General features: G+C 48.2%; 25 protein-coding genes. 10 read left to right on the top strand and 15 right to left on the bottom strand.

Features of this window, described 5'->3' with window-relative positions; genetic code table 11:
* Positions 1-88: 88 nt before the first annotated feature.
* The 7 genes from H608_RS0106270 to H608_RS24620 all read right to left on the bottom strand — a co-directional run bounded on the left by H608_RS0106270 (position 89) and on the right by H608_RS24620 (position 5,115).
* A complete protein-coding gene (locus H608_RS0106270; RefSeq protein WP_038007399.1) occupies positions 89-1,024 on the bottom strand; it encodes a methionyl-tRNA formyltransferase in 936 nt (311 codons plus the stop codon).
* Positions 1,021-2,175 carry an ABC transporter substrate-binding protein gene (locus H608_RS0106265; protein ID WP_071836922.1) on the bottom strand — a complete coding sequence of 385 codons (1,155 nt, stop codon included), beginning with the start codon at positions 2,173-2,175 and terminating at the stop codon, positions 1,021-1,023. The genes H608_RS0106270 and H608_RS0106265 overlap by 4 nt, the downstream gene beginning before the upstream one ends.
* Positions 2,176-2,183: 8 nt before the next feature.
* Positions 2,184-2,729: a phage tail protein gene (locus tag H608_RS0106260; RefSeq protein WP_028786920.1), complete on the bottom strand. Its 546-nt coding sequence runs from the start codon at positions 2,727-2,729 to the stop codon at positions 2,184-2,186.
* Between the two features lie 20 nt (positions 2,730-2,749).
* Complete coding sequence (locus H608_RS0106255; protein ID WP_028786919.1) at positions 2,750-3,292, bottom strand: phage tail protein; 543 nt, start codon at positions 3,290-3,292, stop codon at positions 2,750-2,752.
* A 14-nt stretch (positions 3,293-3,306) separates the two neighbouring features.
* Positions 3,307-3,846: a phage tail protein gene (locus H608_RS0106250; RefSeq protein ID WP_028786918.1), complete on the bottom strand. Its 540-nt coding sequence runs from the start codon at positions 3,844-3,846 to the stop codon at positions 3,307-3,309.
* 55 nt (positions 3,847-3,901) lie between these two features.
* Complete coding sequence (locus H608_RS0106245; protein WP_038007396.1) at positions 3,902-4,405, bottom strand: hypothetical protein; 504 nt, start codon at positions 4,403-4,405, stop codon at positions 3,902-3,904.
* Between the two features lie 110 nt (positions 4,406-4,515).
* Positions 4,516-5,115 (bottom strand): hypothetical protein, encoded by a 600-nt coding sequence (locus H608_RS24620; protein WP_211227033.1) that lies wholly within the window; start codon positions 5,113-5,115, stop codon positions 4,516-4,518.
* Positions 5,116-5,205: 90 nt separating this feature from the next.
* Between H608_RS24620 and H608_RS24015 the strand changes: the two genes are divergently transcribed.
* The 4 genes from H608_RS24015 to H608_RS0106220 are packed head-to-tail and all read left to right on the top strand — an operon-like array spanning position 5,206 to position 7,959.
* The gene (locus H608_RS24015) at positions 5,206-5,565 is read left to right on the top strand and encodes a four-helix bundle copper-binding protein (RefSeq protein WP_071836925.1); all 360 of its coding nucleotides are present in this window, start codon (positions 5,206-5,208) and stop codon (positions 5,563-5,565) included.
* Between the two features lie 9 nt (positions 5,566-5,574).
* Positions 5,575-6,258, top strand: coding sequence for an HD domain-containing protein (locus tag H608_RS23465; protein ID WP_051268089.1), 684 nt, complete (start codon positions 5,575-5,577; stop codon positions 6,256-6,258).
* A 36-nt stretch (positions 6,259-6,294) separates the two neighbouring features.
* The gene (locus tag H608_RS0106225; protein WP_028786916.1) at positions 6,295-6,780 is read left to right on the top strand and encodes a DUF4251 domain-containing protein; all 486 of its coding nucleotides are present in this window, start codon (positions 6,295-6,297) and stop codon (positions 6,778-6,780) included.
* Between the two features lie 24 nt (positions 6,781-6,804).
* A complete protein-coding gene (locus H608_RS0106220) occupies positions 6,805-7,959 on the top strand; it encodes an endonuclease/exonuclease/phosphatase family protein (RefSeq protein WP_028786915.1) in 1,155 nt (384 codons plus the stop codon).
* A gap of 137 nt (positions 7,960-8,096) precedes the next feature.
* Here H608_RS0106220 and H608_RS0106215 read toward each other — a convergent pair whose 3' ends face one another.
* The 3 genes from H608_RS0106215 to H608_RS0106205 all read right to left on the bottom strand — a co-directional run bounded on the left by H608_RS0106215 (position 8,097) and on the right by H608_RS0106205 (position 10,410).
* Positions 8,097-8,717: an MCP four helix bundle domain-containing protein gene (locus H608_RS0106215; protein WP_155990069.1), complete on the bottom strand. Its 621-nt coding sequence runs from the start codon at positions 8,715-8,717 to the stop codon at positions 8,097-8,099.
* Positions 8,718-8,833: 116 nt separating this feature from the next.
* Positions 8,834-9,295 carry a glycine zipper domain-containing protein gene (locus H608_RS24010; protein ID WP_028786913.1) on the bottom strand — a complete coding sequence of 154 codons (462 nt, stop codon included), beginning with the start codon at positions 9,293-9,295 and terminating at the stop codon, positions 8,834-8,836.
* 200 nt (positions 9,296-9,495) lie between these two features.
* Positions 9,496-10,410: an App1 family protein phosphatidate phosphatase gene (locus H608_RS0106205; RefSeq protein ID WP_051268087.1), complete on the bottom strand. Its 915-nt coding sequence runs from the start codon at positions 10,408-10,410 to the stop codon at positions 9,496-9,498.
* A gap of 89 nt (positions 10,411-10,499) precedes the next feature.
* Here H608_RS0106205 and H608_RS0106200 point away from each other — a divergent pair, with 89 nt between their 5' ends.
* Positions 10,500-11,381, top strand: a complete 882-nt coding sequence (locus H608_RS0106200; RefSeq protein ID WP_028786912.1) for a diacylglycerol/lipid kinase family protein — start codon at positions 10,500-10,502, stop codon at positions 11,379-11,381.
* A gap of 241 nt (positions 11,382-11,622) precedes the next feature.
* Here the strand turns inward: H608_RS0106200 and H608_RS0106195 are convergent, their stop codons facing one another.
* Positions 11,623-12,258 (bottom strand): superoxide dismutase family protein, encoded by a 636-nt coding sequence (locus H608_RS0106195; protein ID WP_038007475.1) that lies wholly within the window; start codon positions 12,256-12,258, stop codon positions 11,623-11,625.
* Between the two features lie 200 nt (positions 12,259-12,458).
* Here H608_RS0106195 and H608_RS0106190 point away from each other — a divergent pair, with 200 nt between their 5' ends.
* A complete protein-coding gene (locus tag H608_RS0106190) occupies positions 12,459-13,292 on the top strand; it encodes an alpha/beta fold hydrolase (RefSeq protein WP_028786910.1) in 834 nt (277 codons plus the stop codon).
* Positions 13,293-13,375: 83 nt separating this feature from the next.
* On the opposite strand, the gene H608_RS0106185 is transcribed toward H608_RS0106190, so the two are convergent.
* A complete protein-coding gene (locus H608_RS0106185; protein WP_028786909.1) occupies positions 13,376-13,774 on the bottom strand; it encodes a hypothetical protein in 399 nt (132 codons plus the stop codon).
* A 10-nt stretch (positions 13,775-13,784) separates the two neighbouring features.
* On the bottom strand, positions 13,785-14,138 hold the full coding sequence (locus H608_RS0106180; protein WP_028786908.1) for a hypothetical protein: 354 nt from the start codon (positions 14,136-14,138) through the stop codon (positions 13,785-13,787).
* A 122-nt stretch (positions 14,139-14,260) separates the two neighbouring features.
* Between H608_RS0106180 and H608_RS24560 the strand changes: the two genes are divergently transcribed.
* The gene (locus H608_RS24560) at positions 14,261-14,413 is read left to right on the top strand and encodes a hypothetical protein (protein WP_169395515.1); all 153 of its coding nucleotides are present in this window, start codon (positions 14,261-14,263) and stop codon (positions 14,411-14,413) included.
* A 9-nt stretch (positions 14,414-14,422) separates the two neighbouring features.
* Here H608_RS24560 and H608_RS0106170 read toward each other — a convergent pair whose 3' ends face one another.
* Complete coding sequence (locus H608_RS0106170; protein ID WP_028786907.1) at positions 14,423-15,085, bottom strand: YggS family pyridoxal phosphate-dependent enzyme; 663 nt, start codon at positions 15,083-15,085, stop codon at positions 14,423-14,425.
* Positions 15,086-15,176: 91 nt separating this feature from the next.
* On the bottom strand, positions 15,177-16,337 hold the full coding sequence (locus tag H608_RS0106165) for an acyl-CoA dehydrogenase family protein (protein ID WP_028786906.1): 1,161 nt from the start codon (positions 16,335-16,337) through the stop codon (positions 15,177-15,179).
* Positions 16,338-17,017: 680 nt separating this feature from the next.
* On the opposite strand from H608_RS0106165, the gene H608_RS21460 reads away from it, so the two are divergent.
* From H608_RS21460 to H608_RS0106145, 3 genes are all read left to right on the top strand, one after another.
* Positions 17,018-17,476 (top strand): cytochrome c maturation protein CcmE domain-containing protein, encoded by a 459-nt coding sequence (locus H608_RS21460; protein ID WP_071836920.1) that lies wholly within the window; start codon positions 17,018-17,020, stop codon positions 17,474-17,476.
* A gap of 6 nt (positions 17,477-17,482) precedes the next feature.
* A complete protein-coding gene (gene ccsA, locus H608_RS0106150; RefSeq protein ID WP_028786904.1) occupies positions 17,483-20,113 on the top strand; it encodes a cytochrome c biogenesis protein CcsA in 2,631 nt (876 codons plus the stop codon).
* 71 nt (positions 20,114-20,184) lie between these two features.
* The gene (locus H608_RS0106145; protein WP_028786903.1) at positions 20,185-20,865 is read left to right on the top strand and encodes a DUF4294 domain-containing protein; all 681 of its coding nucleotides are present in this window, start codon (positions 20,185-20,187) and stop codon (positions 20,863-20,865) included.
* The last annotated feature ends 14 nt before the right edge of the window (positions 20,866-20,879 follow it).

The following is a 20,879-nucleotide window of genomic DNA, read 5'->3' as shown; positions in this document are numbered from 1 at the left end:
GCGTCTGGTTCGCGATGGGTGGGTGGGCTTGGTTGGTTGGGGGTGTTGGTTAGTGTTCATGTTTCTCTTATGTTCTCATTCAGTTTTTTCAGTTTAATTGTTGCCCGGCTTTCATGCCGGCCTGCAACATTTGTGTGACACCTAAAAATCCCTGCGGGGTGCAGATCACCCGTACACGGATTGTTGAGTTATCGCTGCAGGCTATCGTGAGGCCGTTTGTTTCGTCAACAGTGAGGATCATTCCGGGTTTTGCGCCGGCAGTCTCCTCTTCGTTCAAAAGATCAGCACAGGGAATGCAGATCACGCTTTGTCCCCAGCGTGTGCCTGCTCCTTTATTCCAGGGATTGCAGGCATTGATCATCCGCAGTACCTGTCGGCCGGTCATCGTCTGCCAATTGATCATCAAATTTGCTGCCGATATGCGTCCGTGGTATTGAGCCATTGACTCATCCTGTGCCTGCAACGGCAGCGGATGACCACTGATCAGCATCTGTAACACCGGCCCGCAGAGCTGTGCGCCCATCATACCGAGACGTCCCATTTGCATACCAAATGTATCCGTGTCGGCGATCGGCATTTTTTGCTGCAACACAACCGGGCCCTGATCGATACCGGCTGTCATCAGGTGAAGCGTGATGCCTCCTTCCGTTTCAAACGCCAGCATTTGCGACAGCACCGGATTTACGCCACGGTAACGGGGTAACAATCCGTAGTGAAAATTGATGAACCGCTCCGGTAGCAAAGCAAGTGTTTCCGCTTGCAATACATAAGGAAAAGTCATCGCAAAAACTGCCAGCGGATGGTGTTTGGTGATCAGCGCTTTCAGTGCTTCGTGAAGCGAACGGCGACCGGCCGTCACTACCTCCGCGCCCGAATTGGCCCAACCACTTTTAACTTCGGCTGTAAACGCTGCATTATTTTCCGGCAGTACAATTGCTTTCAGCAATCGCGCCATGGTCAGTTGCTGCAATGCAGGAACAGCGATCTCATTATTACAAAGAACAATAACGCCTGGCTGGTTCATATACACAGATAAGTATTAAGCCAGCTCGAAGAAGGACTATCCGGGATCAGCTCAAGCATTTGCCGGTGACCTTCCCCGGTTTCTTCAATCGTATCCTGTACCACCAGCAAACCGTCTTCAGCAGTGCTGACGAGATAAGCGGGCCCCGTAACGGTATAATCCGGCTGCAATCGCAATGCCCCACGCGGTGAATCGATCGTTTGCGTTTGCATTTCTCTGATCACATCCGGTACACGTTTTTTTGCCTCCTGTTTTTTCCAGGCATTCATCAGCAGCAAACCAACTTCCCAACCCTGCATGGAAAAAAGATTGGGGTCTTTTGCTTTGGTCTCTTTGTAAAACGCGTTGAAGGCCCGGTTGCTTTCGTTGTCCAGCTCCGGGAACCAACCCGTGTAACCACGCAAGTTTTGTGGCAGGGGTTGATCAAACGAAAAATCTCCCGGTGTCTGATCAAACATCATCATGGAACCGTACAGTTCAAGTGCGTACGCCTTTTGCAAAGAACCGATCTGTTCAAAAAAGAAACGTGCCACGTCGCCGGAATAAGTACATAACAGGCGGTGCGGTCCGGGTTGCGTTTTGAGAAAATCCTCGAGTGGCGCAACCGAAAAGTTTTCTTTTTTAAAATGTCCGACAAAGCGGTAGACAATTTGTTTGCCTACCGCTTCCAGACCAGTTTCTATTGCATGTGAATGCTTGTAACCTCCGTCGTAGTACGAGGTACAGTTAATCACATTGGTATTATCGTCTTCAATGGTTTTACCGCATAACCTGCCGGTGAGATGTGCATATACATTGCTGTTAAGCGAATGCTGAATCACATTCCGCGGCTGATAATTCTTATCAGGATAATTGGCACCGCCATTGGTCACTACGATCAGTTTGCCGGCTGTTAAGGCCAGTGCATCGAGCATGGGCACGGTACGATGTTCGGCATATACCACTACCATATCGGCCTGGTCTTCCAGTATCAGTTTTTCGGCCCGTAGTTTTATTTCATCTTCCTTTAGTCCATACCCGATCGAATACACTGCGAACTTGCAATCAGCGAACTGATGCATATCCAGACAGGCTTTCAATCCATCGAGAAAATCAAATCCGATGGATGGGTACAGCGTAGAAGAGGGTAACAGAATTCCTATTGTTGGCATTTCCCTTTTTAGTTTCTGGCCGGGAATACCCCGAACATGCAAATAATATAGTTAATGCCCAATACCGGTTGCCTGGACGAATAGGGTATACTGTTACCAGCCTGCCCTACTACCAGCGGACTAAGCTGCAGGGGCGCCATGGCACCATTACTGGCTGTATTGTAAGCCTCTGTGTCGGTAAAAAAAGCTGGGTAAGAACCCTGCGGAGCGTCCTTGTTGCCCAGTACTGTACTTGCCGGCATAAGAATAGATCCCGCTACCGGGTGGGTATGTGCCGGCAGGTTGGCAGACGTAAGAGTCCGGTTTTCCGTACCACTCGTCTGACCTATCTGGTAAAGTGAAAGACCGGGTCCCTGTCCGGCACCTACCGGTGTCCGTCCTGACATATTGGGTAATCCGAAATTAGTAGTTCCGTTTCCTCCGTACACTGTACCGAGTATGGCAAATAAAGCTGTATTACTTTGAATAGCTATAATCTGTCCCTGGCAATATGCCCAGTTTCTGGGAGCAAAATTGCCTGCAAACATCCGGATTTCGCCTACTGTTCCTTCCATAGTTTAAAAGTTGATAAGGTTTAGTTACGTGAAGGAAATATTCCCTCGACACAAATAATAAAGTTGACGCAGAGGTACGGCTTCATGTTGTCCACCGGCACATTACCGTTACCAGCAGCAGGCACTTGCAGATTTAAGGTTGCAGGAGCCATGGTGGTATTGTTGGTGGAACCGTAAATGTTATCGCCGTTTACCGCCGGATAGTTGTTAAGCGGACTGATGAGTCTTCCGTCTTCGCTGGACACCAAAATGCCTGCGGTCCCTGTTACCGTATGCCCATGACCAGCTATATTGGCCGGCGTAACAGTATAACTCTCGACGCCTGCTACCTGGCCGAGAACATAGTTGGGCTGTCCCGGCCCCTGGCCCGGATGAAGGGCTACCCGGCTGGCCAGGTTGGGTAAATTGAATGTATTGACACCATCACCACCGTAAATAGTACCAAGCAGTGCATATAAGGCATCGTAGTTGGAAATGGACAACTGTTGTCCCTGACAGAACATCCAGCCACGCGGATTGAAGTTGCCACCAAACATGCGGACTTCTCCAAGATATCCTTCCATAAGAAATAAGTTTTTTAGTTTCTTGACGGGAATATTCCCTGCAGACAAATAATGTAGTTGATGGCCAGGTACGGAACCATGTTATTAACAGGTTGTACGCTGCCCGGACCGGCAGAAAGTGATAATACTGCGGGAGCCATCGTCACGTTGTCGTGAGAGGCATCATACTTCGTGCTCCCATCATTGCCAAAGTACGCGCTGCCGGGAGTTTCCGCATTTCCCGGGGTGCCATTGCCCATCATAGCGGCGGTTCCTGTAAGATTGCCGTGGGTGTGCGGGGGAATGTTGGTGGTTAAAAGTGTTGTTGAGGGTGTCCCTGTCGGCATGCCGAGCGTGTAACTGGTCGTACCATTACTGCCTAGTCCTACTCCGGTTCTTCCGCGGAAATCGGGCAGGGCAAAATTAGTAGTACCATTTCCACCGAAGGTGGTGCCCAACAAAGAAAAAAGCGCCTGGTTCGTGTTGATGGCCAATATCTGGCCGTTGCACATAGCCCAGGTACGGGGAGCGAAATTAGGAGCAAACATCCTGATTTCAGCCATGGTTCCTTCCATAAGCAAGGTTTGGTTTAGAGGTGATTAAAATTCGATTGAGCTCGTTTTTATAAATTTATTCCCGCAACCATCGTTGCATTGCAGGATAGGGTTCTACGTTTTTTTCCGCTGCCTGTTTTTCTTCAAAGGTCATTCCCATCCATTGCAGTAAGGGCACGCCAAAATAATAACCGTTATCAAAATTATCGGCCAGGCTGCTGCCCCCTCCTTTGTAACCGTTATCATGGAATACAAAACGCGAGTCGATACCAAGATACCGGCACGCGGCATAAGACCAGGCAATAGCCGCCAGCTCCTCTCCTTCACGGAAAGCTCTGGCAGCAATAGTATATTGATTAAGGGAATGTCTTTCAGACGAGGGAACAACTGCAATATGTCCGGCTTCGTGCAGTATATCGCCGGGGTAAAGAAGATCGGGATAGTAAACATGTATGGCGCCATCGCGAATGGCCAGGCCCGCAAGAAAACCCTCCACCGGCGTGTCGCTGGTATAAACAGGTATTCCTATTTCGTCCAGGAACTGAAGACTTGTCTCCAACTCTGTTTCAATGTTCACCATACAATAAGGTTGTTTCAAAGCTAACAAAAGTTTTGATCAGACCAAGTATTGTTGGTGAATGTTTACCGAATACAGGTGAATAACACGCCGGTGAGGGTGAATACACCCTCTTAGTTCCAAAGTGGCTTTTTGCCCGAGGGCTTGATCGAACCTTTTGGTTTGGGAGAATATTGCAAATGCTGACGTGGATCATGCTTCTGCGTCGCCTTTGCCTGCGCATGAAGATCCACGGATGGCATCGGGGTATTAGTTTCCTGTTCGCCTCCCCCGGCAGGTATCGCTTGTTCTTCAACAGCCGGAGCCATTGGCGCCTCCACTGCTGTACTTGTGCGTTTTACCGTTTTCTTCGTAGCCGCTTTCTTTTTCGGCGCTGCTTTCTTAACCGCCGTTTTCTTCTTCGGTGCAGCCTTCTTCTTTGGCGCAGCTTTTTTAGCCGCTTTCTTTACTGCTGATTTTTTAGTCGCAGTCTTTTTAGCCGCCTGTTTTCCCGGCATCGATTTTTTCTTAGCTGCTTTCTTTTTCGGCGCTGCTTTCTTGGCGGCTTTCTTAGGGGCGGCTGATTTCTTCCGCGGTGCGGCCTTCTTTACCCCTTTTGAGGCTGTTTTCTTTGCTGATTTTTTCTTTGAAGTTGCCATATGTAAGCATTTAATGGGTGAGTAATACCAAACGTATTGAGTTATACGCTTCTCTGCAAACGGGCCAAAAACCATACCAGCCAGTAATCGCCCACAAACCCATGAGGGTATGCTTTTTGTCGCTTTTTATTGATGTCTTATTTCCTCATTTAAATGTTTATTACCATGAACAATATCACTTACCAGGCCTGTATAGATGCCTGCCTTGCCTGTGTAGCAGCCTGTCGTCATTGCGCATCCGCCTGTCTTCGTGAAGACGATGTGGCGCATATGAAAGATTGTATCCAATTGGACATGGAATGTGCCACGCTTTGCGATGCAACAGCAGCCATCCTTTCCGCAAGTGGCCGGCAGGCAAAAGAAATGGCCGCACTCTGCGCCGATATCTGCGATCAATGCGGGGCCGAATGCGAACGCCATCAACACGACCATTGTAAAGCCTGTGCCGAAGCATGCCGGATCTGTGCAGAGAAATGCCGCGCAGTAACTGCGGCGGAGACGAGGACTTCCATTGCCATTCGTTAAGTTTAACCTATGAATGACTACATTCCCGTTTTCGGGTCTGCATTCCTGCAACGCGCAGAGTTGATTGCCGTCGAAGCGCATGGATCACAAAAGCGCCAATTTGAGGAAGCACCTTACTGGCGGCATCTGCAACGCGTGGCTGAAACCGTGTTGCGCTATTCGGGTAATGAATCACTCACCGCCGCCGCGCTGTTTCACGACATATTGGAGGATACGTCCTGGAACGGGCAACAACTGAAAGAAAGGATTTCAGCCATTGCTTCTCCACAACATGCCGTGCTGATCCTTGGCTGGGTAAAGGAATTGACGGATCAATTCATTAAAAGCAATTACCCCGGATGGAACCGGAAACGTCGCAAACAGGCCGAAGCTGAACGATTGTCAAACGTCAGCAGTGAAGCGCAAACCATCAAGTATGCAGACATCATGGACAACAGCCGGAGTCTTCATACAGGTGGCCAATCCTTTGCACCGAAATACCTCAGTGAAGCGCAAACCATCAAGTATGCAGACATCATGGACAACAGCCGGAGTCTTCATACAGGTGACCAATCCTTTGCACCGAAATACCTCAGTGAAGCCCTGCATCTGCTGCAGGTAATGACAAAGGGAAATACTGCTTTGCGCGCAGAAGCTTTACAGGTTGTGACACAGGAAATGACGCGGCTGAATATAATAATCCCCTCACGTTAGCTGGCATATTTTGTGAACCGTAAAAGAAAAAAGGTTATGAGATATTTACTGTCGATAATGCTATTGTGGAGTGCGCCGGCATTTGCGCAAAACATGGATGCCGCGACTGTAAAAAGAATTGTGGAAGGGAAAAATTATGTCGTGCAGGCACAGATGGTCACTTCGCGTTACGGTCCTCCAACGCCCGGCCGCTCCCTGACATCTGATTATGACTTTACCGTAACGCCAGACTCGATCATCTCCTATCTTCCTTACTTCGGCCGCGCCTATACTGCGCCAACCAATCCGGCCAACAGTGGTATCATGTTTACGTCTACCCAATACGATTATACCGCCAAAAAAAGCAAAAAAGGTTGGGAGATTACAATACGGCCCAAAGACAACCGCGACATACAGGCTGTTTTTCTCGACATATCCGATTCCGGCAATTCCCAGATACGGGTCAATAGCTATAACCGGGAGTCCATATCCTTCTCCGGCACTTTGGTGGAAAGAGATAACAATGGCAAGAAAGCTTTTTAACCAAAAGCGGTTTATTTTTGTACTATGTTAAAAACCGTGCTCCTTGCCATGTTGCTGGTCGCGCTTCGTGCGACCGCACAAGACACGCTTACTTTTGCTACGTATAATGTGAGTATGGAGGCCGAGAACTATGTCCGACGAGGCACGCCGGGCATTTCTCAAGCCATACTGCAACAACAACTGGCAACCGATACCAATTCGCAGATTCGCAATATTGCCAGCATCATCAAGTCCGTACGTCCGGATGTATTGCTGTTAAACGAATTTGATTATATAAACGAGCCTGACTCAGGCGTTGGAGCATTTATACGACATTATCTCAATACCGGCCCCGACGCGATCGACTATCCTTATTTCTTTTATGCCACGGTGAATACCGGCCAGCCAAGTCCGTATGATCTTGACAACAATGGAAAAGCAACGGGTGTTGGGTCGGATGCCTGGGGATTCGGTAATTATCCCGGCCAGTACGGTATGGCGGTGCTCTCGCGCTATCCTTTCGATACCACCATCAGAACATTCCAGCGTTTTTTATGGAAAGACATGCCCGGCGCATTGATCACTAAAAAAGCCGACAGCACTAACTGGTACACACCCGAAGCCTGGGCGCAGATGCCGCTTTCCTCCAAATCGCACTGGGACATCCCTCTTAAAGTAGGCAATACCACTATTCATATTCTGGCCAGTCATCCGACACCTCCCACATTCGACGGACCGGAAGACCGCAACGGCAAACGCAATCATGACGAAATCCGTTTTTGGAACGACTACATTTCCGGCAACGCAAAATATATTTACGATGACCGCGGTAAACATGGTGGTCTGACAGCGAAACAACGATTTGTGATACTGGGTGACCAGAATGCTTCAGCCGATGAAGGAGATGCCATCCGGGAGGGAATCGCTTCTTTACTCCGCAATCCTTTGATCAATACACAACCCTTTCCGGCCAGTGAAGGTGGTGCGGCAAGCAGACCCAACAATCCCAATGCGCGTTTTCATACGGCCTTCTGGGGTATGCGCGCCGATTATGTATTGCCTTCCTCCTACGGTTTTAAAGTAATAGGTTCCGGTGTATGGTGGCCTGTTGCCGGTCAGCCCGGAGCGCAGTGGGTAGCAAAAAGAGAAAGCTCTTCCGATCACAGATTGGTGTGGGTGAAAGCGGTTGTGAGTGAATAAGACGTAAGGTATAAGGTATAAGGCGTAAGGTAATAAGTTTTAGGTAGTAAGTACTGTTGTTGGTGTTAACACCAGCAATGGCTGCTCCCATTCACTATTGACTATTGACCATTCACGACTCACGATTGCCGCATTGATCAATTGCGCGAATAATCGAAATGCATATTACGTCCGGAGTAATGCACGAGCACCAGCGCCATGATGCAAAGTATCAGGAGCAAAGATATTTCCAGGTAAAATTTAACGACGGACTGTTTGACGATGACTTCTGATTCACGCTGCAATACATTTCCTTCCGTCGTCTGTACCTCATTCAGGTGACGCAATGCCGTAAGCGCACCGCTCAATGGATTCAGAAAATCTTCCCGTGTATTCGCCGCTTTTGCGGACTTTTCCAATGCATTGTATGCATCCAGGTGTTGCCTGAAATCCTTCCAATAACGCGTTTCCGTTGTAGTGAGATAAGTCTTCTCATAAGCGTGGATAATGGAATCCATCTGCCGGTTCCAGTTGTTGATCTGTTCAGATACCAGCGCTCCCTCCGATAAATGAAATAACTGTTTCTGGTAAAGCAGGTCATTTAACCGGAATAAATAAGTAGCGGGCATGAGGCGGTCATGATAGATAGAGGTCATGTTTTCTTCCAGATCGAGATAACTTTTTCTGCTGGAAAAGTTATTCAGCAGCATGATCACAAAAATGATAAATAGTCCGAGCAGCAAGCGGCGCTTCGACAGGGTTTGCATACCTGCTTTCATAATGGCAAATTTTTCGTTCGTCGTAAGTGAACGATCAAGATACTGCAATTTGTGCAACAAAAAGCCCCCGCGTGATGCGGGGGCCTGGTTCCATTGGAATGGATGATAGTATATGATTAATAACGTCCGTCTTTTTTATCCATGTCGCGGCCGATCAGGTAACCAACACCTGCACCAACCACACCACCGATTACACCACCGGCTGCACGGTTCTTTTTATTGACGATGGCACCTGTTGCAGCACCGGTAGCCGTACCGATTACGGCACCTTTCGCTGCTTTGCTCCAACCCTTTTTCTTTGTGGTAGCGGTTGAATTAGATGCTACGGGAGCAGCCGTACCTGCAGAACTTTTGCTGGTAGTCGTACGACGCGCAGCGGGAGCTGCTGCCTGCTGTTGCTGGTTATAATAAGCTTCAGATTCTTTTAACTCGTTAAGCATTTTCCAACGTTGGAAATCTGCAAAACCTACGGTGTCGGCATATTTAACCGCACCGGCTGTCTGATCGTCCGGCTTCGATTTGGTGTTACATGCTGCAACACCCACCGCGAGCGTAACGATGAGTAATGTTCTTTTCATGAGGGGTGTTTTTGAAGGTTTCATAAAAAATCGTTTTATACCCTAACCTTTGAAAAAACTGTGCCGGGAGAACGGGGATTGTTAAAGAAGAAGCAGATTATGACAGAAAATTTTCAGAAACAACAAGTTATTTCAGGTCTTTTTTAACACTTAAAAGTTATCTCCTGCCTCGTATTACCTTGCCTTAACTAATTGATAACTTATACGATAAGACCTATTGCACGCGAATGAGCAATTGCCTCCGCACTGTGCGTAAACAAACACACTTTTATTCCTTTTTCTTCGAGCGATTGCAATGTTTGCTCCGTTACAGGCAAGCGTCGGCTGTTGACCACACGTATATAAACCGCGTGCACACGCGATCCGTATTTTTCAGCCAGTTTGAAATAAATATCCGGATCACTTTGGGAGTTATCACCCAGTAAAACAAACCGCTGATTGGGGAAAGCCTCGAATATCCTGGCGATACGTAACAACTTCCCCTGATGTTTTGTCTTCCCTGTTTTGATGATTGCGTACCACCGCTTGATCTGGTTCAGCAGGAAAGCCCCTTCCGGTAGTTTTCTGAAACGGAAAACATCCACGAGGTAATCATAAAGATTCCACTCACTGCTCGATACATAGAAGAAAGGATTGGGTGCTTCCGGTATGGTATGGGCAGCCGATAACATGGAATAGTGCAGCGCAACATCGGGGAATATTTTGCGCGTATGCGGACTATTAAACAATAATGTTTTCATGCGCTGCCATACCGTACCGGAATGCGACACCATGATGGTATCGTCGATGTCTGAAATAAAACCGAATTGTGTTTTGTGGGGAACAAAAACCAACCCCTGCCCCACTATCCCGCCGGCATCGTCGCCGGCTTTAACCATCACCTGGTGCCATCCTGCATCTACTTCTGTATCAGATTTCCAGTCTATGCGGAAAAAACCATCCGTTTCCGTCAGCGACGAAATAACCTTTTTATTCCATTGCAACATCACTTTTATACCGGGAAGTGGCCGCACGAAAAAAAGGCGCAACATTCTCCACATATTACGTAAAGGATTGCGCACATGACTGGCAGCATATTTGGTTGAATGGTTGAAAACATGTCCGAAGATGGTCATATCATGTGTATGGCCAAAACCGTGGTAAATCTTGACGTGCGCCTTAGGCGAACGTACACGGTCAGAAACGGACGATGTATGTTTAGCATATGTCACCAGCAACTATTCGTTTACTATTTATTATCAACCCGGGTGCCGGAAATAGCGATACGGACTGGGAAGAAGCCATCAGGACTTTTTTTTCTTCCCGTAAAGAGTATGAAATCCATCTCTATCCATTTCCCAACCCTTGTGATCCGGAGCAGATCTGCACGGTGATCAGGGAGGCGAAAGCCGACCGCGTAATTGCCGTTGGCGGCGACGGTACACTGAAACTCGTAGCGGAATGCGTACACGGCACCGACACGCCCGTGGGCATTCTCCCTGCCGGCTCAGCCAATGGCATGGCAACGGAACTGGGAATACCTGCAGATCCTGAGCAGGCATTGCACACCTTGATCGAAGGCGAAATAAAGCCCATCCACCTGACAAAAGTGAATGGAGAACTTTGTATTCACCTGGCCGATATCGGCTTCAATGCTTTTGTGATAAAAAAATTCGACGAAGAGAAAAAACGCGGGCAATGGGGTTATGTAAAAGCAGCCTGGAAAGTATTGTGGCAAACGAAATACATGGAAATAAAGCTGACCACTGACAAGGAAGAAGTAGTAAGAAGAGCCGCGATGGTAGTAATAGCGAATGCCACCCAATACGGAAACGGTGTAATGATTAATCCCGAAGGCAGTTTATACGACGAACGTTTTGAAGTGGTGGTGATCCGCAAAATCTCTTTTACCGAAATATTCAAAATGCGTTTCACTCATAAAAACTTCGATCCTGCGAAGACGGAATTTTTCCAGGCAAAAGCGATTGAGATCCGGTCGCGGCACAAAGCGCATTTCCAGGTAGACGGTGAATATCGTGGTAAAACAAATACCGTGGAAGCGGTTATTCAGCCGAAGGCGTTAAAGATGATCGTACCCAAAGGGTGAATGGTGAATCGTCAATCGTCAATCGTGAATCCGCCCCTTGTCGCGTATTTTCATAAACATTACGAGTCTGATGAAGGTTCAATGCGTTCCAGGTTGATTTACACAGATGGTCATTGACCATTCACCATTGACGATTCACCATTGACGATTCACGATTGACGACTCCTTCATCGCATAAAACAAAGCGGCCGTTCCCAACGAACGGCCTGCTCTATTTACTGTTTGCTGACAGATTACATCCTTACCGTATCACGCCACAGCCGATACGACCACCCGCATTACCTGTGGGCTGGGTTTTATAATCATCCACACCACCGTGAACGATCAATGCTTTGCCCAGAATATTGGAGGTTGTATCGCCACCCAATGTCCAGCGGTCTGTTTCTACGGTGATGGAACCTTTGCCTTTACCGTCGAGCTTCACGTTGCCGATATCGCCGAGGTGGTATTCACCTTCGCCCCATTTACCGTGTTTAACATTGGTCGGGTTCCAGTGACCGTGGCTCATATTACCATGATCGCCGCAATCGCCGTGTTGATGCAGGTGAACGGCTACACTTTTATTCGCTTTGGAGGGAACGGTGATATCGAGTACCATTTTTACTTTACCGTTGTCCGCATCAAACTTGGCCGAACCGGTTAAAGTGGTATCGGGATAAGTGGCTTCTATTGTTACTTCCGCATGTTTCACCATCGCCATCGGTGCTTCAGGACCGGAAGGGTTGTGTTGCATGTGACTGGCAGTATCCGGAGAAGTAGCCAGTGAATCTTCTTTTTTATCCTTGTTGTCTGCGTCGTTGTTGCAAGCTACCAGCCAGGCACTGCCTGTGGCCATTACAACGAGAGCAAGTCTGCGGAGAGAGAAAGCTGAATGCATAAACATGGTTTTAGAATTTGTTGAAAAAGGACAGAAAAGACCTTGCAAAAACAATACCTGTTGTGTTACAGGCATTCCGATGGGGATTTGGGAAGATTTATCCCCACAATAACTACTACACGGGAGGTATAGTAACCACAGGCACCGGTTACAACTGCCCGGTGGCAGGTTATTTGTTTCCTAAACACAAACAATACTTTATGCCTTTTATAGAATCTGCCGGCGGGCGTGATCCCGTAAAACTTTATTACGAAGACTGGGGAGAAGGAAAACCAGTCGTTTTTATACATGGTTGGCCATCCAGCCATCGCATGTGGGAAAACCAGTTACTGCATTTTGCAGCCAAGGGATACAGGGTGATAGCCTATGACCGTCGTGGTTTCGGGCAATCTTTCAAACCCTGGAGTGGTTATGACTATAATCATCTGGCAGACGATCTGAAGCTGGTGCTCGACACACTGGACCTGCAGGATGTGACGCTTGTTGGCTTCTCGATGGGCGGAGGCGAAGTGGTAAGATACTGCAGCCGTCATAATGCGGCGCGTGTGAAAAAGATTGCACTCATCTCTTCCATCATTCCATTCTTATTAAAAACCGCCGATCATCCCGAAGGGATCGATCAATCGGTATTTGATGGGTTTATTGAAAAGATTATTGACGACCGTCCGGCGTTCCTGACCGGATTTGGTAAAGACTTTTTCGGGGAAACCCTGTTGCATCATCCGGTGAGCCAGCCGCTGCTCGATTGGGCACATTCATTGACCTTGCCTGCATCTCCCAAGGCCACTATCGATTGCGTCGGCTCCTTTTCTGCAACGGATTTCCGCAGTGAACTATCCGCCATAAAAGTACCCACGTTAATCATTCATGGTGACGACGACAAGATTGTTCCGCACGATATTACGAGTGAACAAACGGCGAAAGCTGTATCCGGTTCGGTGTATAAAGTATATCCCGGCGCTCCGCATGGATTGTTCATCACCCATCGCGATGAATTGAATAAGGATCTTGAGGATTTTTTAGGAACAATTTGAAAATTTGACGATAATGGTTTTAATTTTCAAATTATCAAATCTTCAAATTATCAAATTCATAAAAAAGGGCCCATGGCCCTTTTTTATTTCTCTTCGTTAATAACCGTTACGGCTTCGTGCAGGCGCGCGCGTTGACGGGCTATGCGGCGGCCACGGAAGAACATGTAAAGATTGAGAAACAGCATACAGCCCAGGTAAATGCTGAAGCCGCCAAGTTTATAACTGAGCACTTCTGTCATTTCCCTACCGGTAAGAATTTCGCCCCTTATATGCAAAATCCACAGAGCGAAGCCCATGTTGAGCAGGTAAAACCCTGTTTCAAAAAGCCGGTTGGTAGAAAGCGCAATATCTGCGCGGCCATTGAAAATATCGAGCATAAATACACGGCTGTTGCGAAAAAGGGTGCGTGCCACGTACCAGGTGAGCAGTAAAGCAACGGGAAGATAGATGAGGTAGGCGGTAACATGAAAAGAGTGTCCCATAACCGGAGATTTAGGTTGAAGAAATAGATTGTTTACGAAGGCCGATCAGGTAGATCGCGCCCATATTCAAAAAATGTATGATGCCGAGCAGAAGAAAAATACCACCGCTTCTGAAAGCGATATAGCCGATCATCTGTGGTACCGTATGAATGGCCGGCCAGCTACGTAAGGTCAGGGCAAGATGACCAAGGTTCAACAGGTAATAACCGGTGAGTAATGCCTTGTTGATGAAATTTGTGAGTGATTCATCGCCATGTAACAACCGGAGGATGTAAAGGCGGCCGTGGTGATAAAACAACCAACCGGCCCTGATCGTAACCGCACCGGTTATCAACAGATACAGCAGGTAGGTAAGCGTGTTCATAAGCGAATTGTTGCACAAAACTAATCAACAATTCTATGTTTTCAATATTTTCTGAAAGTAAAATAATAAAAATATTTTACCGCTTGTCGTCTCTTTCTTAATTTTAGAGACAAACAGTCGTTATGTCGTTATTGAATCAGCAAAAAGGAAAGGATAAGAAGAAGGCCGATAAGAAGAAAGCAGGCTCAGGTCCGCAGGGTTCGAAATTTATTCAGAAACCCGCTTCTGGTTTTGTTTCCAAGCAAGCCAATACAGGTTCGCAGCGCGGCAGTTAATAGTTGTTATTAACGTGCGCCGAACAGCAGGCTGCCTACACGTACCAGTGTGCTGCCGCTTTCTACCGCAATTCTGAAATCAGCGCTCATCCCCATCGAAAGGGTATCAAATGCCGCATAACCGGCGAGGGATTGGTATTGCACAAACAGACTGTGCAGATGCTGGAATTCCGCTCTTACAACGGCCAGGTTATCGGTAAAAGATGCCATGCCCATCATCCCCCTGATGCGTACTCCCGTGAGTGGCTGGGCTGTTGTTTGTGCCCATAGTGCTGCCAATTCAGCCGCGTCCAGGCCAAATTTCGTTTCTTCATTGGCAATATGCATTTGCAACAGGCAATCAATCTGCCGTCCCGCTCTGAGCGCTTCTTTATGAATTTCATTTAAAAGACGGTAACTGTCCACACCATGAATCAAGTGTACAAAAGGCGCGATGGAGCGCACTTTATTCCGCTGTAAATGACCGATAAAATGCCAGCGTATATCTGAGGGAAGCACAGGTTGTTTCTCCAGCAGTTCCTGTACATAATTTTCGCCGAAATCCCGTTGGCCTGCATCATAGAGGACTTTGATGTCTTCAACCGGTTTGGTTTTAGACACCGCCACGAGGGTTACGTTTTTCGGAGCGAGCTCTTCGGCGAGGTGTTGATATTGTGCGAGATTTAAAGTCAAAATTCAAAAAGAGTGAATGGTCAATCGTGAATCGTCAATGGTGGATTGTTACTACCTATTACTTAATACCTAATACTTATTACCTAACACCTCATTTCCCCTTGAGGATCGAACGGCTGATAACAATCCGCTGCACTTCACTGGTGCCTTCATAAATCTGGGTGATCTTGGCATCACGCATCAGCCTTTCCACATGGTATTCTTTTACATAACCATAACCACCATGAATCTGTACGGCTTCAACGGTCGTCCACATGGCCGTTTCGGAAGAAAATACTTTGGCCATCGACGAGCTCAGGGTGTAATCGATTTTCTCGTCTTTTTCCCATGCAGCTTTCAGGCAAAGCAAACGCGACGCTTCGATGCGTGTAGCCATATCTGCCAGTTTGAATGCGATGGCCTGGTGATTCATGATCTCAGTGCCGAATGCTTTGCGGGTTTTGGCATATTCGCGTGCAAGTTCGTAAGCGCCACTGGCAATGCCGAGTGCCTGCGAAGCAATGCCGATGCGGCCACCGGCCAATGTCTTCATCGCAAAAGTGAATCCGAATCCATCGTCACCGATACGGTTTTCTTTCGGCACTTTTACGTCCGTGAACATCACGGTATGGGTATCGCTTCCGCGGATACCGAGTTTGTTTTCTTTGGCGGCAACGGTTACCCCGGGCCAGTTTTTTTCAACGATGAGCACGTTGATGCCTTTTGATCCTTTGCTGGCATCCGTTTGCGCAATAACCAGGTATACGGAAGCCGAGCCGCCGTTGGTGATCCAGTTTTTGGTGCCATTCAGCAGATAGTGATCGCCCATGTCTTCAGCCGTTGTACGCTGGCTGGTGGCATCGCTGCCTGCTTCAGGTTCACTGAGCATGAATGCGCCAATATATAATTCACCGTCCTTCTTGCCCTGGGCCAGGGGAACGAGGTATTGCTGTTTCTGTTCTTCCGATCCGTATTGCTGCAGGCCGTAACAAACCAGGCTGTTGTTGACGCTCATGGCCACGCTCACGCTTGCATCGATTTTGGAAATTTCTTCCATGGCCAGGACGTAACTGACCGTATCCAGACCGGCCCCACCATATTTTTCCTCGACCATCATTCCCAGGAATCCGAGGTCGGCGAGTTTGCTCAATTGTTCGCGGGGGAAAAGCTGTTTCTCGTCTCTTTCGATCACACCCGGAAGGCATTCCTGGCGGGCGAAATCACGGGCAGCCTGTTGGATCATGCGTTGCTCTTCGGTCAGTTCAAATTGCATACAATCGGTTGTTTGTTAGGGGTCAAAGATAAGGGGTGACGGGGAAAATTCCCCTTCTTTCGTTGTCGAAAGCGATCCGCGGACAGACCCTCATTTTCTCATAAGTATTGTCAGTAGCGGATTTAAGGCTGTCTTCGCCTGCACACGCAGTTTTTACGGCAGGCAGGGGTCTTTTCAAAAATAGTGTATGTGCTTATTTTTAAAGCAAACCTCTTCAATGAAAATTTTGAAACCGGCAGTTCCAGGCATGTTCTTGTTTTGCCTATTGTTTATTGCGGGTTGCCTGGAACGTCCGGGGTCCGGGCGCATCAAAGAGATTGATGCAGACACGGACACCATTTCAAGCCATTTTGGAAAATGCACTGCAGATACACTGTGTAAAGGCAATCAAAACAAAAGAACAACCAGTACTAAAACGGCAGCGAATAATACTACCTGCCTGGCGATTACCAGGAAAAAAACCAGGTGCAAGCGAAGTCCCCGCGCGGGCGGATATTGCTGGCAACATGCACGATGACTTATCAAGAATCAGTATAATCGCTTCCCAAAAATCCCGGCAGCCCTTCTGCCGGGATTTATTTTGTCTTTTTCCCAACAAAAGCATCCACAGCTTGTTAAGGAGGCGGTATATGACCAATTTTTGACGTAATTTTGCCGCACATTTAATAGAAAAGGGGCGCATGAAAAAGATCCACATTATTTTGCTTGTCGCAATTGCCGCAGCAGTTGCCGTTTTGGTTAGCTTCCTCCAGGCCACCTCTACCTACGATACCGTAGCCACTGCCAGATCCAAACCCGGTAAGTTCGTGCACCTGATGGCCAGTTGGGACAAAGGTTCGCCTCTCCAGTACGATGCCATCAACAACCCCAACTTCCTGAGCTTTACCGCTATCGATACCCTCGGTGAAAAAGTAAAAGTCATTTACAACAACCCCAAGCCCGAAAACTTTGAACAGGCCCCCCGGCTGGTTATGAAAGGTAAGTATGTAAACGGCGTTTTCGAGTGCAGCAACATCCAAACAAAATGCCCGTCCAAATACAAGGAAGAAGCGGGTAGCAACAATACGCAAACCACCCAGGCCGGTTCAAACGGAGCGCAGCCCGCCTCCACACGTACGATCAGCGAACTGTCCAAATAAGTTGACATGGAAAAATACATTGGCGAGTACCTGCTTCCGGGACAGCTAGGTCATTTCTTTATTATTCTGTCCCTCGTAGCATCATTGGTAGCGACCATCGCCTATTTTATGGACGTGCGCACGGTACGCCTGAATCCCGGTACCACTTTTTCGCCCTGGCGCACGCTCGCCCGTGGAGCTTTTATCACCGAAGTCATTTCGGTTATTTCCATTTTCGCCATCCTGTTTTACATTATTCACAATCACCGTTTCGAATATTATTACGCCTGGAAACACAGCAATCTCTCCCTGGAGTTTAAATACCTCCTCGCCTGCTTTTGGGAAGGACAGGAAGGTAGTTTTCTGCTCTGGTCATTCTGGCATTGCCTGCTGGGATTGGTAGTGATCAAAACCGCGAAGTCCTGGGAGTCTTCCGTCATGACCATCATCAGCGGCGCGCAGTTCGCGCTGGCGACCATGGTGCTTGGTATCTTTTTCTTCGGCAGCAAGATCGGCACCAACCCGTTCATCCTCCTGCGCGATACCGAAGGCTTTCTCAATAACCCAGACTTCCGTGTTAATGGCGACCTCTCCGGTCCGATCATGAACAACTATCTGTCGCACATCGTGGACGGTAATGGTCTCAACCCTTTGCTGCAAAACAGATGGATGGTGATCCACCCACCCGTGCTGTTCCTTGGGTTTGCCTCTACCCTCATTCCCTTTGCTTTTGCATTGGCCGGTTTGTGGACACGCCGGATCAGCGAGTGGATCAACCAGGCTTTGCCCTGGGCGCTTTTCTCCCTCGCCGTGTTTGGTGTTGGTATTATGATGGGCGCCTGGTGGGCTTACGAATCGCTCAATTTCGGCGGCTACTGGGCCTGGGACCCTGTAGAAAACGCTTCGCTCGTGCCATGGCTGATATTGGCCGCGGGCATTCACACTTTATTGATCTACAAACACAGCGGCTACTCGCTGCGTTCAACTTATCTGTTCCTCGTCCTCACCTTCATCTTTGTGCTCTACTCCACGTTCCTGACGCGCAGTGGCATTCTCGGTGAATCATCTGTTCACGCCTTCACTGACCTGGGCATGAACGTTCAACTGTTCCTTTTTCTTTACGGATTTGTATGGCTCGCGCCGATCCTGGCAGCCAATACGTTTAATAAACGCATCATTACCTTATTCTCGGCGGCGGTACTGGGACTTGCCTGCTATTTCCTCAACATTAGCTGGCTGCCTTTGATTGCGATGCTTGGCGGCGTGATCACTTTCATGGTTTTTGTTTTCCAGCAGGTGCCTTCCGTGAAAAAAGAGGAAGAAGGTTCTTCGCGCGAATTTTGGATGTTCATCGGTTCGCTGGTATTTTTCCTCTCGGCGATGGTGATCATTTTTAAAACCTCGCTGCCGGTTTTCAATAAATTATTCGGCATCAATACCGCCGCACCGGAAGATGTGGAATACAGTTATAACCAGATACAGGTGCTGGTAGCCGTTATCATCGGCTTATTGACAGGCGCAACGCAATACCTCCGCTATCGCAATACACCCACGAAAATGTTCTGGAAGAAAATGGCCCTGCCGCTTATTCTTTCCATTATTGCTTCGGCATTGGTGCTGGCGTTTGGCAAGGTTAACTATACTCAAAAAGGGTTAGGCTTCGAGATGGAGATCTGGCTGGCCGTGGCCGCCAGTGTTTATGCCATCATCGCCAACGCCGGTTATATCTGGATCGGCATGCGCGGCAAACTGAACCTGAGCGGCGGTTCTGTGGCGCACCTCGGTTTTGGCCTGGTATTGCTGGGCATTCTGTTGTCCTCCGCGAAAAAAGAAGTGCTTTCTTATAATACCAGCGGCATTGCGGTTTCCTTTGGGGAAAAGAGCGACCAGAAACCCGGAGAAAACCTGACGCTTGTCAAAGGCATGACCATGAAAATGGGTAAGTACGATGTTACTTACCGCGGCGACTCATTGCATCCCAAAAAACCAACGCAACGTTATTTCCGCATCGATTTCCGTCAGCGTGAAACCGGTGAACAATTCACCTTATGGCCGGATGCTTTTATCAATGACAAAGAGAATGCGCTCATGTCCAGCCCGGATGCGCGTCATTACCTGAGCCACGACGTATTCGTATATGTATCTTCCATGCCCGATCCCGGAAAAAATACCGATACGTCTAAATTTGTAAGCCATGTTCGTTCCGTTGGCGATACCATCTTTTATTCAAAAGGATACATCATCCTGGAAGACCTTGCAGGAGCTGATAACATTCCGCTGGACAAACTGAGTCCGAAAGACAGTGCCTATACGGCCACCCTGCATGTGCACTCCTTTGCGCGCCAGGGTGATTACAAAAGAAACCTGCTGCTGGTGAAGCCGTTTGACAAGCCGTCTTACGCCGAGCCCGACACCGTAATGGCGGAAGGATTGATATTGCGCCTGGACGATTTAAATGGAGGTAAAGCCAATATCGGCGTACGGGAGTCCGACAATGTACTGGAGTATGTCACCCTGAAGGCTTACAAGTTCCCCTTTATCGGCGTGTTGTGGGGTGGGATCGTGATTACGGCCTTTGGTACGTTTATGAGCATGGCGCGCCGGATCCGGCTTAACCGTGCGGCACGCAATAAGACCGAAGCTGCTGCCGGTTCTTAAAATGGTTAAAAAGAACGAAAATCCGGGCCGGTTTCTCCTGCAATAACATTTGTGATGTAATTTAGTGGTGCATGCGCCCCACCCTGTCATACATGCTGCCGGTCATTCTGCTTTGTGTCACCTTAACCATAAAGGCGCAGAGTCCCCCCATTCCTCCGTTTGAAGAACGCGAAAAAAAATGGGGTCCCAATGACACCATCATCGTTGGTGCCGTATGGTATGGTTATACCGGCGATCCGGCTTCTTTCGAAATGCTCTCCTACCGCGAAGAAGAAAATATCTGGATTTCCAAACTTTCGCCCGCCCAATTGGCCCAACGCCAGGAAGAATGGACGCGTTTGCGCAGGGCTGTTCATGTTACTTATCCCTACGCCCGCGCAGCCGGTTATACGATCAATGAGATCAACCGTCAACTGGAAAATGTGAAAGACAAAAAAGCGCGTAAGGCCATCATCAAGTCGAAAGAGAAGGAACTCAAGAAACAGTTTGCTGATCCGCTTTCCAATTTATCCGTGTACCAAGGAAAAGTATTGATGAAACTCATCAACCGGCAAACGGGCAACAATTGTTACGAGATTATCAAAGAATTCAAAGGCGGGCTCAATGCCCGGATGTACCAGACCGTTGCCTTTTTCTTCGGCGGCAACCTCAAACAGCAATACGACTCAAACAACGATTCCTTTGACCGGCAGATAGAAACTTTCGTCAAAGAAATTGACGGTAGCTGGTATGGTAATTACCAACGCCGCTAATTCTCCCTATTCAG

Origin of the sequence: Terrimonas ferruginea DSM 30193 (assembly GCF_000425585.1) — a bacterium.
Classification (GTDB): Bacteria; Bacteroidota; Bacteroidia; order Chitinophagales; family Chitinophagaceae; genus Terrimonas; species Terrimonas ferruginea.
This window is presented reverse-complemented; position numbering and strand designations above follow the sequence as displayed.

Bases quoted from the DNA above. Each gene is read 5' to 3' on its own strand.
- H608_RS0106185 (WP_028786909.1), bottom strand. From the start codon at position 13,774: ATGGGACACTCTTTTCATGTTACCGCCTACCTCATCTATCTTCCCGTT.
- H608_RS0106225 (WP_028786916.1), top strand. From the start codon at position 6,295: ATGAGATATTTACTGTCGATAATGCTATTGTGGAGTGCGCCGGCATTT.
- H608_RS0106270 (WP_038007399.1), bottom strand. From the start codon at position 1,024: ATGAACCAGCCAGGCGTTATTGTTCTTTGTAATAATGAGATCGCTGTT.
- H608_RS0106245 (WP_038007396.1), bottom strand. From the start codon at position 4,405: ATGGTGAACATTGAAACAGAGTTGGAGACAAGTCTTCAGTTCCTGGAC.
- H608_RS21460 (WP_071836920.1), top strand. From the start codon at position 17,018: ATGAAAAAGATCCACATTATTTTGCTTGTCGCAATTGCCGCAGCAGTT.
- H608_RS23465 (WP_051268089.1), top strand. From the start codon at position 5,575: ATGAATGACTACATTCCCGTTTTCGGGTCTGCATTCCTGCAACGCGCA.
- ccsA (WP_028786904.1), top strand. From the start codon at position 17,483: ATGGAAAAATACATTGGCGAGTACCTGCTTCCGGGACAGCTAGGTCAT.
- H608_RS24620 (WP_211227033.1), bottom strand. From the start codon at position 5,115: ATGGTTTTTGGCCCGTTTGCAGAGAAGCGTATAACTCAATACGTTTGG.
- H608_RS0106165 (WP_028786906.1), bottom strand. From the start codon at position 16,337: ATGCAATTTGAACTGACCGAAGAGCAACGCATGATCCAACAGGCTGCC.
- H608_RS0106260 (WP_028786920.1), bottom strand. From the start codon at position 2,729: ATGGAAGGAACAGTAGGCGAAATCCGGATGTTTGCAGGCAATTTTGCT.
- H608_RS0106195 (WP_038007475.1), bottom strand. From the start codon at position 12,258: ATGCATTCAGCTTTCTCTCTCCGCAGACTTGCTCTCGTTGTAATGGCC.
- H608_RS0106215 (WP_155990069.1), bottom strand. From the start codon at position 8,717: ATGAAAGCAGGTATGCAAACCCTGTCGAAGCGCCGCTTGCTGCTCGGA.
- H608_RS24015 (WP_071836925.1), top strand. From the start codon at position 5,206: ATGAACAATATCACTTACCAGGCCTGTATAGATGCCTGCCTTGCCTGT.
- H608_RS0106205 (WP_051268087.1), bottom strand. From the start codon at position 10,410: ATGACCATCTTCGGACATGTTTTCAACCATTCAACCAAATATGCTGCC.
- H608_RS24560 (WP_169395515.1), top strand. From the start codon at position 14,261: ATGTCGTTATTGAATCAGCAAAAAGGAAAGGATAAGAAGAAGGCCGAT.
- H608_RS0106200 (WP_028786912.1), top strand. From the start codon at position 10,500: ATGTCACCAGCAACTATTCGTTTACTATTTATTATCAACCCGGGTGCC.
- H608_RS0106190 (WP_028786910.1), top strand. From the start codon at position 12,459: ATGCCTTTTATAGAATCTGCCGGCGGGCGTGATCCCGTAAAACTTTAT.
- H608_RS0106180 (WP_028786908.1), bottom strand. From the start codon at position 14,138: ATGAACACGCTTACCTACCTGCTGTATCTGTTGATAACCGGTGCGGTT.
- H608_RS0106220 (WP_028786915.1), top strand. From the start codon at position 6,805: ATGTTAAAAACCGTGCTCCTTGCCATGTTGCTGGTCGCGCTTCGTGCG.
- H608_RS0106265 (WP_071836922.1), bottom strand. From the start codon at position 2,175: ATGCCAACAATAGGAATTCTGTTACCCTCTTCTACGCTGTACCCATCC.
- H608_RS0106255 (WP_028786919.1), bottom strand. From the start codon at position 3,292: ATGGAAGGATATCTTGGAGAAGTCCGCATGTTTGGTGGCAACTTCAAT.
- H608_RS0106250 (WP_028786918.1), bottom strand. From the start codon at position 3,846: ATGGAAGGAACCATGGCTGAAATCAGGATGTTTGCTCCTAATTTCGCT.
- H608_RS24010 (WP_028786913.1), bottom strand. From the start codon at position 9,295: ATGAAAAGAACATTACTCATCGTTACGCTCGCGGTGGGTGTTGCAGCA.
- H608_RS0106145 (WP_028786903.1), top strand. From the start codon at position 20,185: ATGCGCCCCACCCTGTCATACATGCTGCCGGTCATTCTGCTTTGTGTC.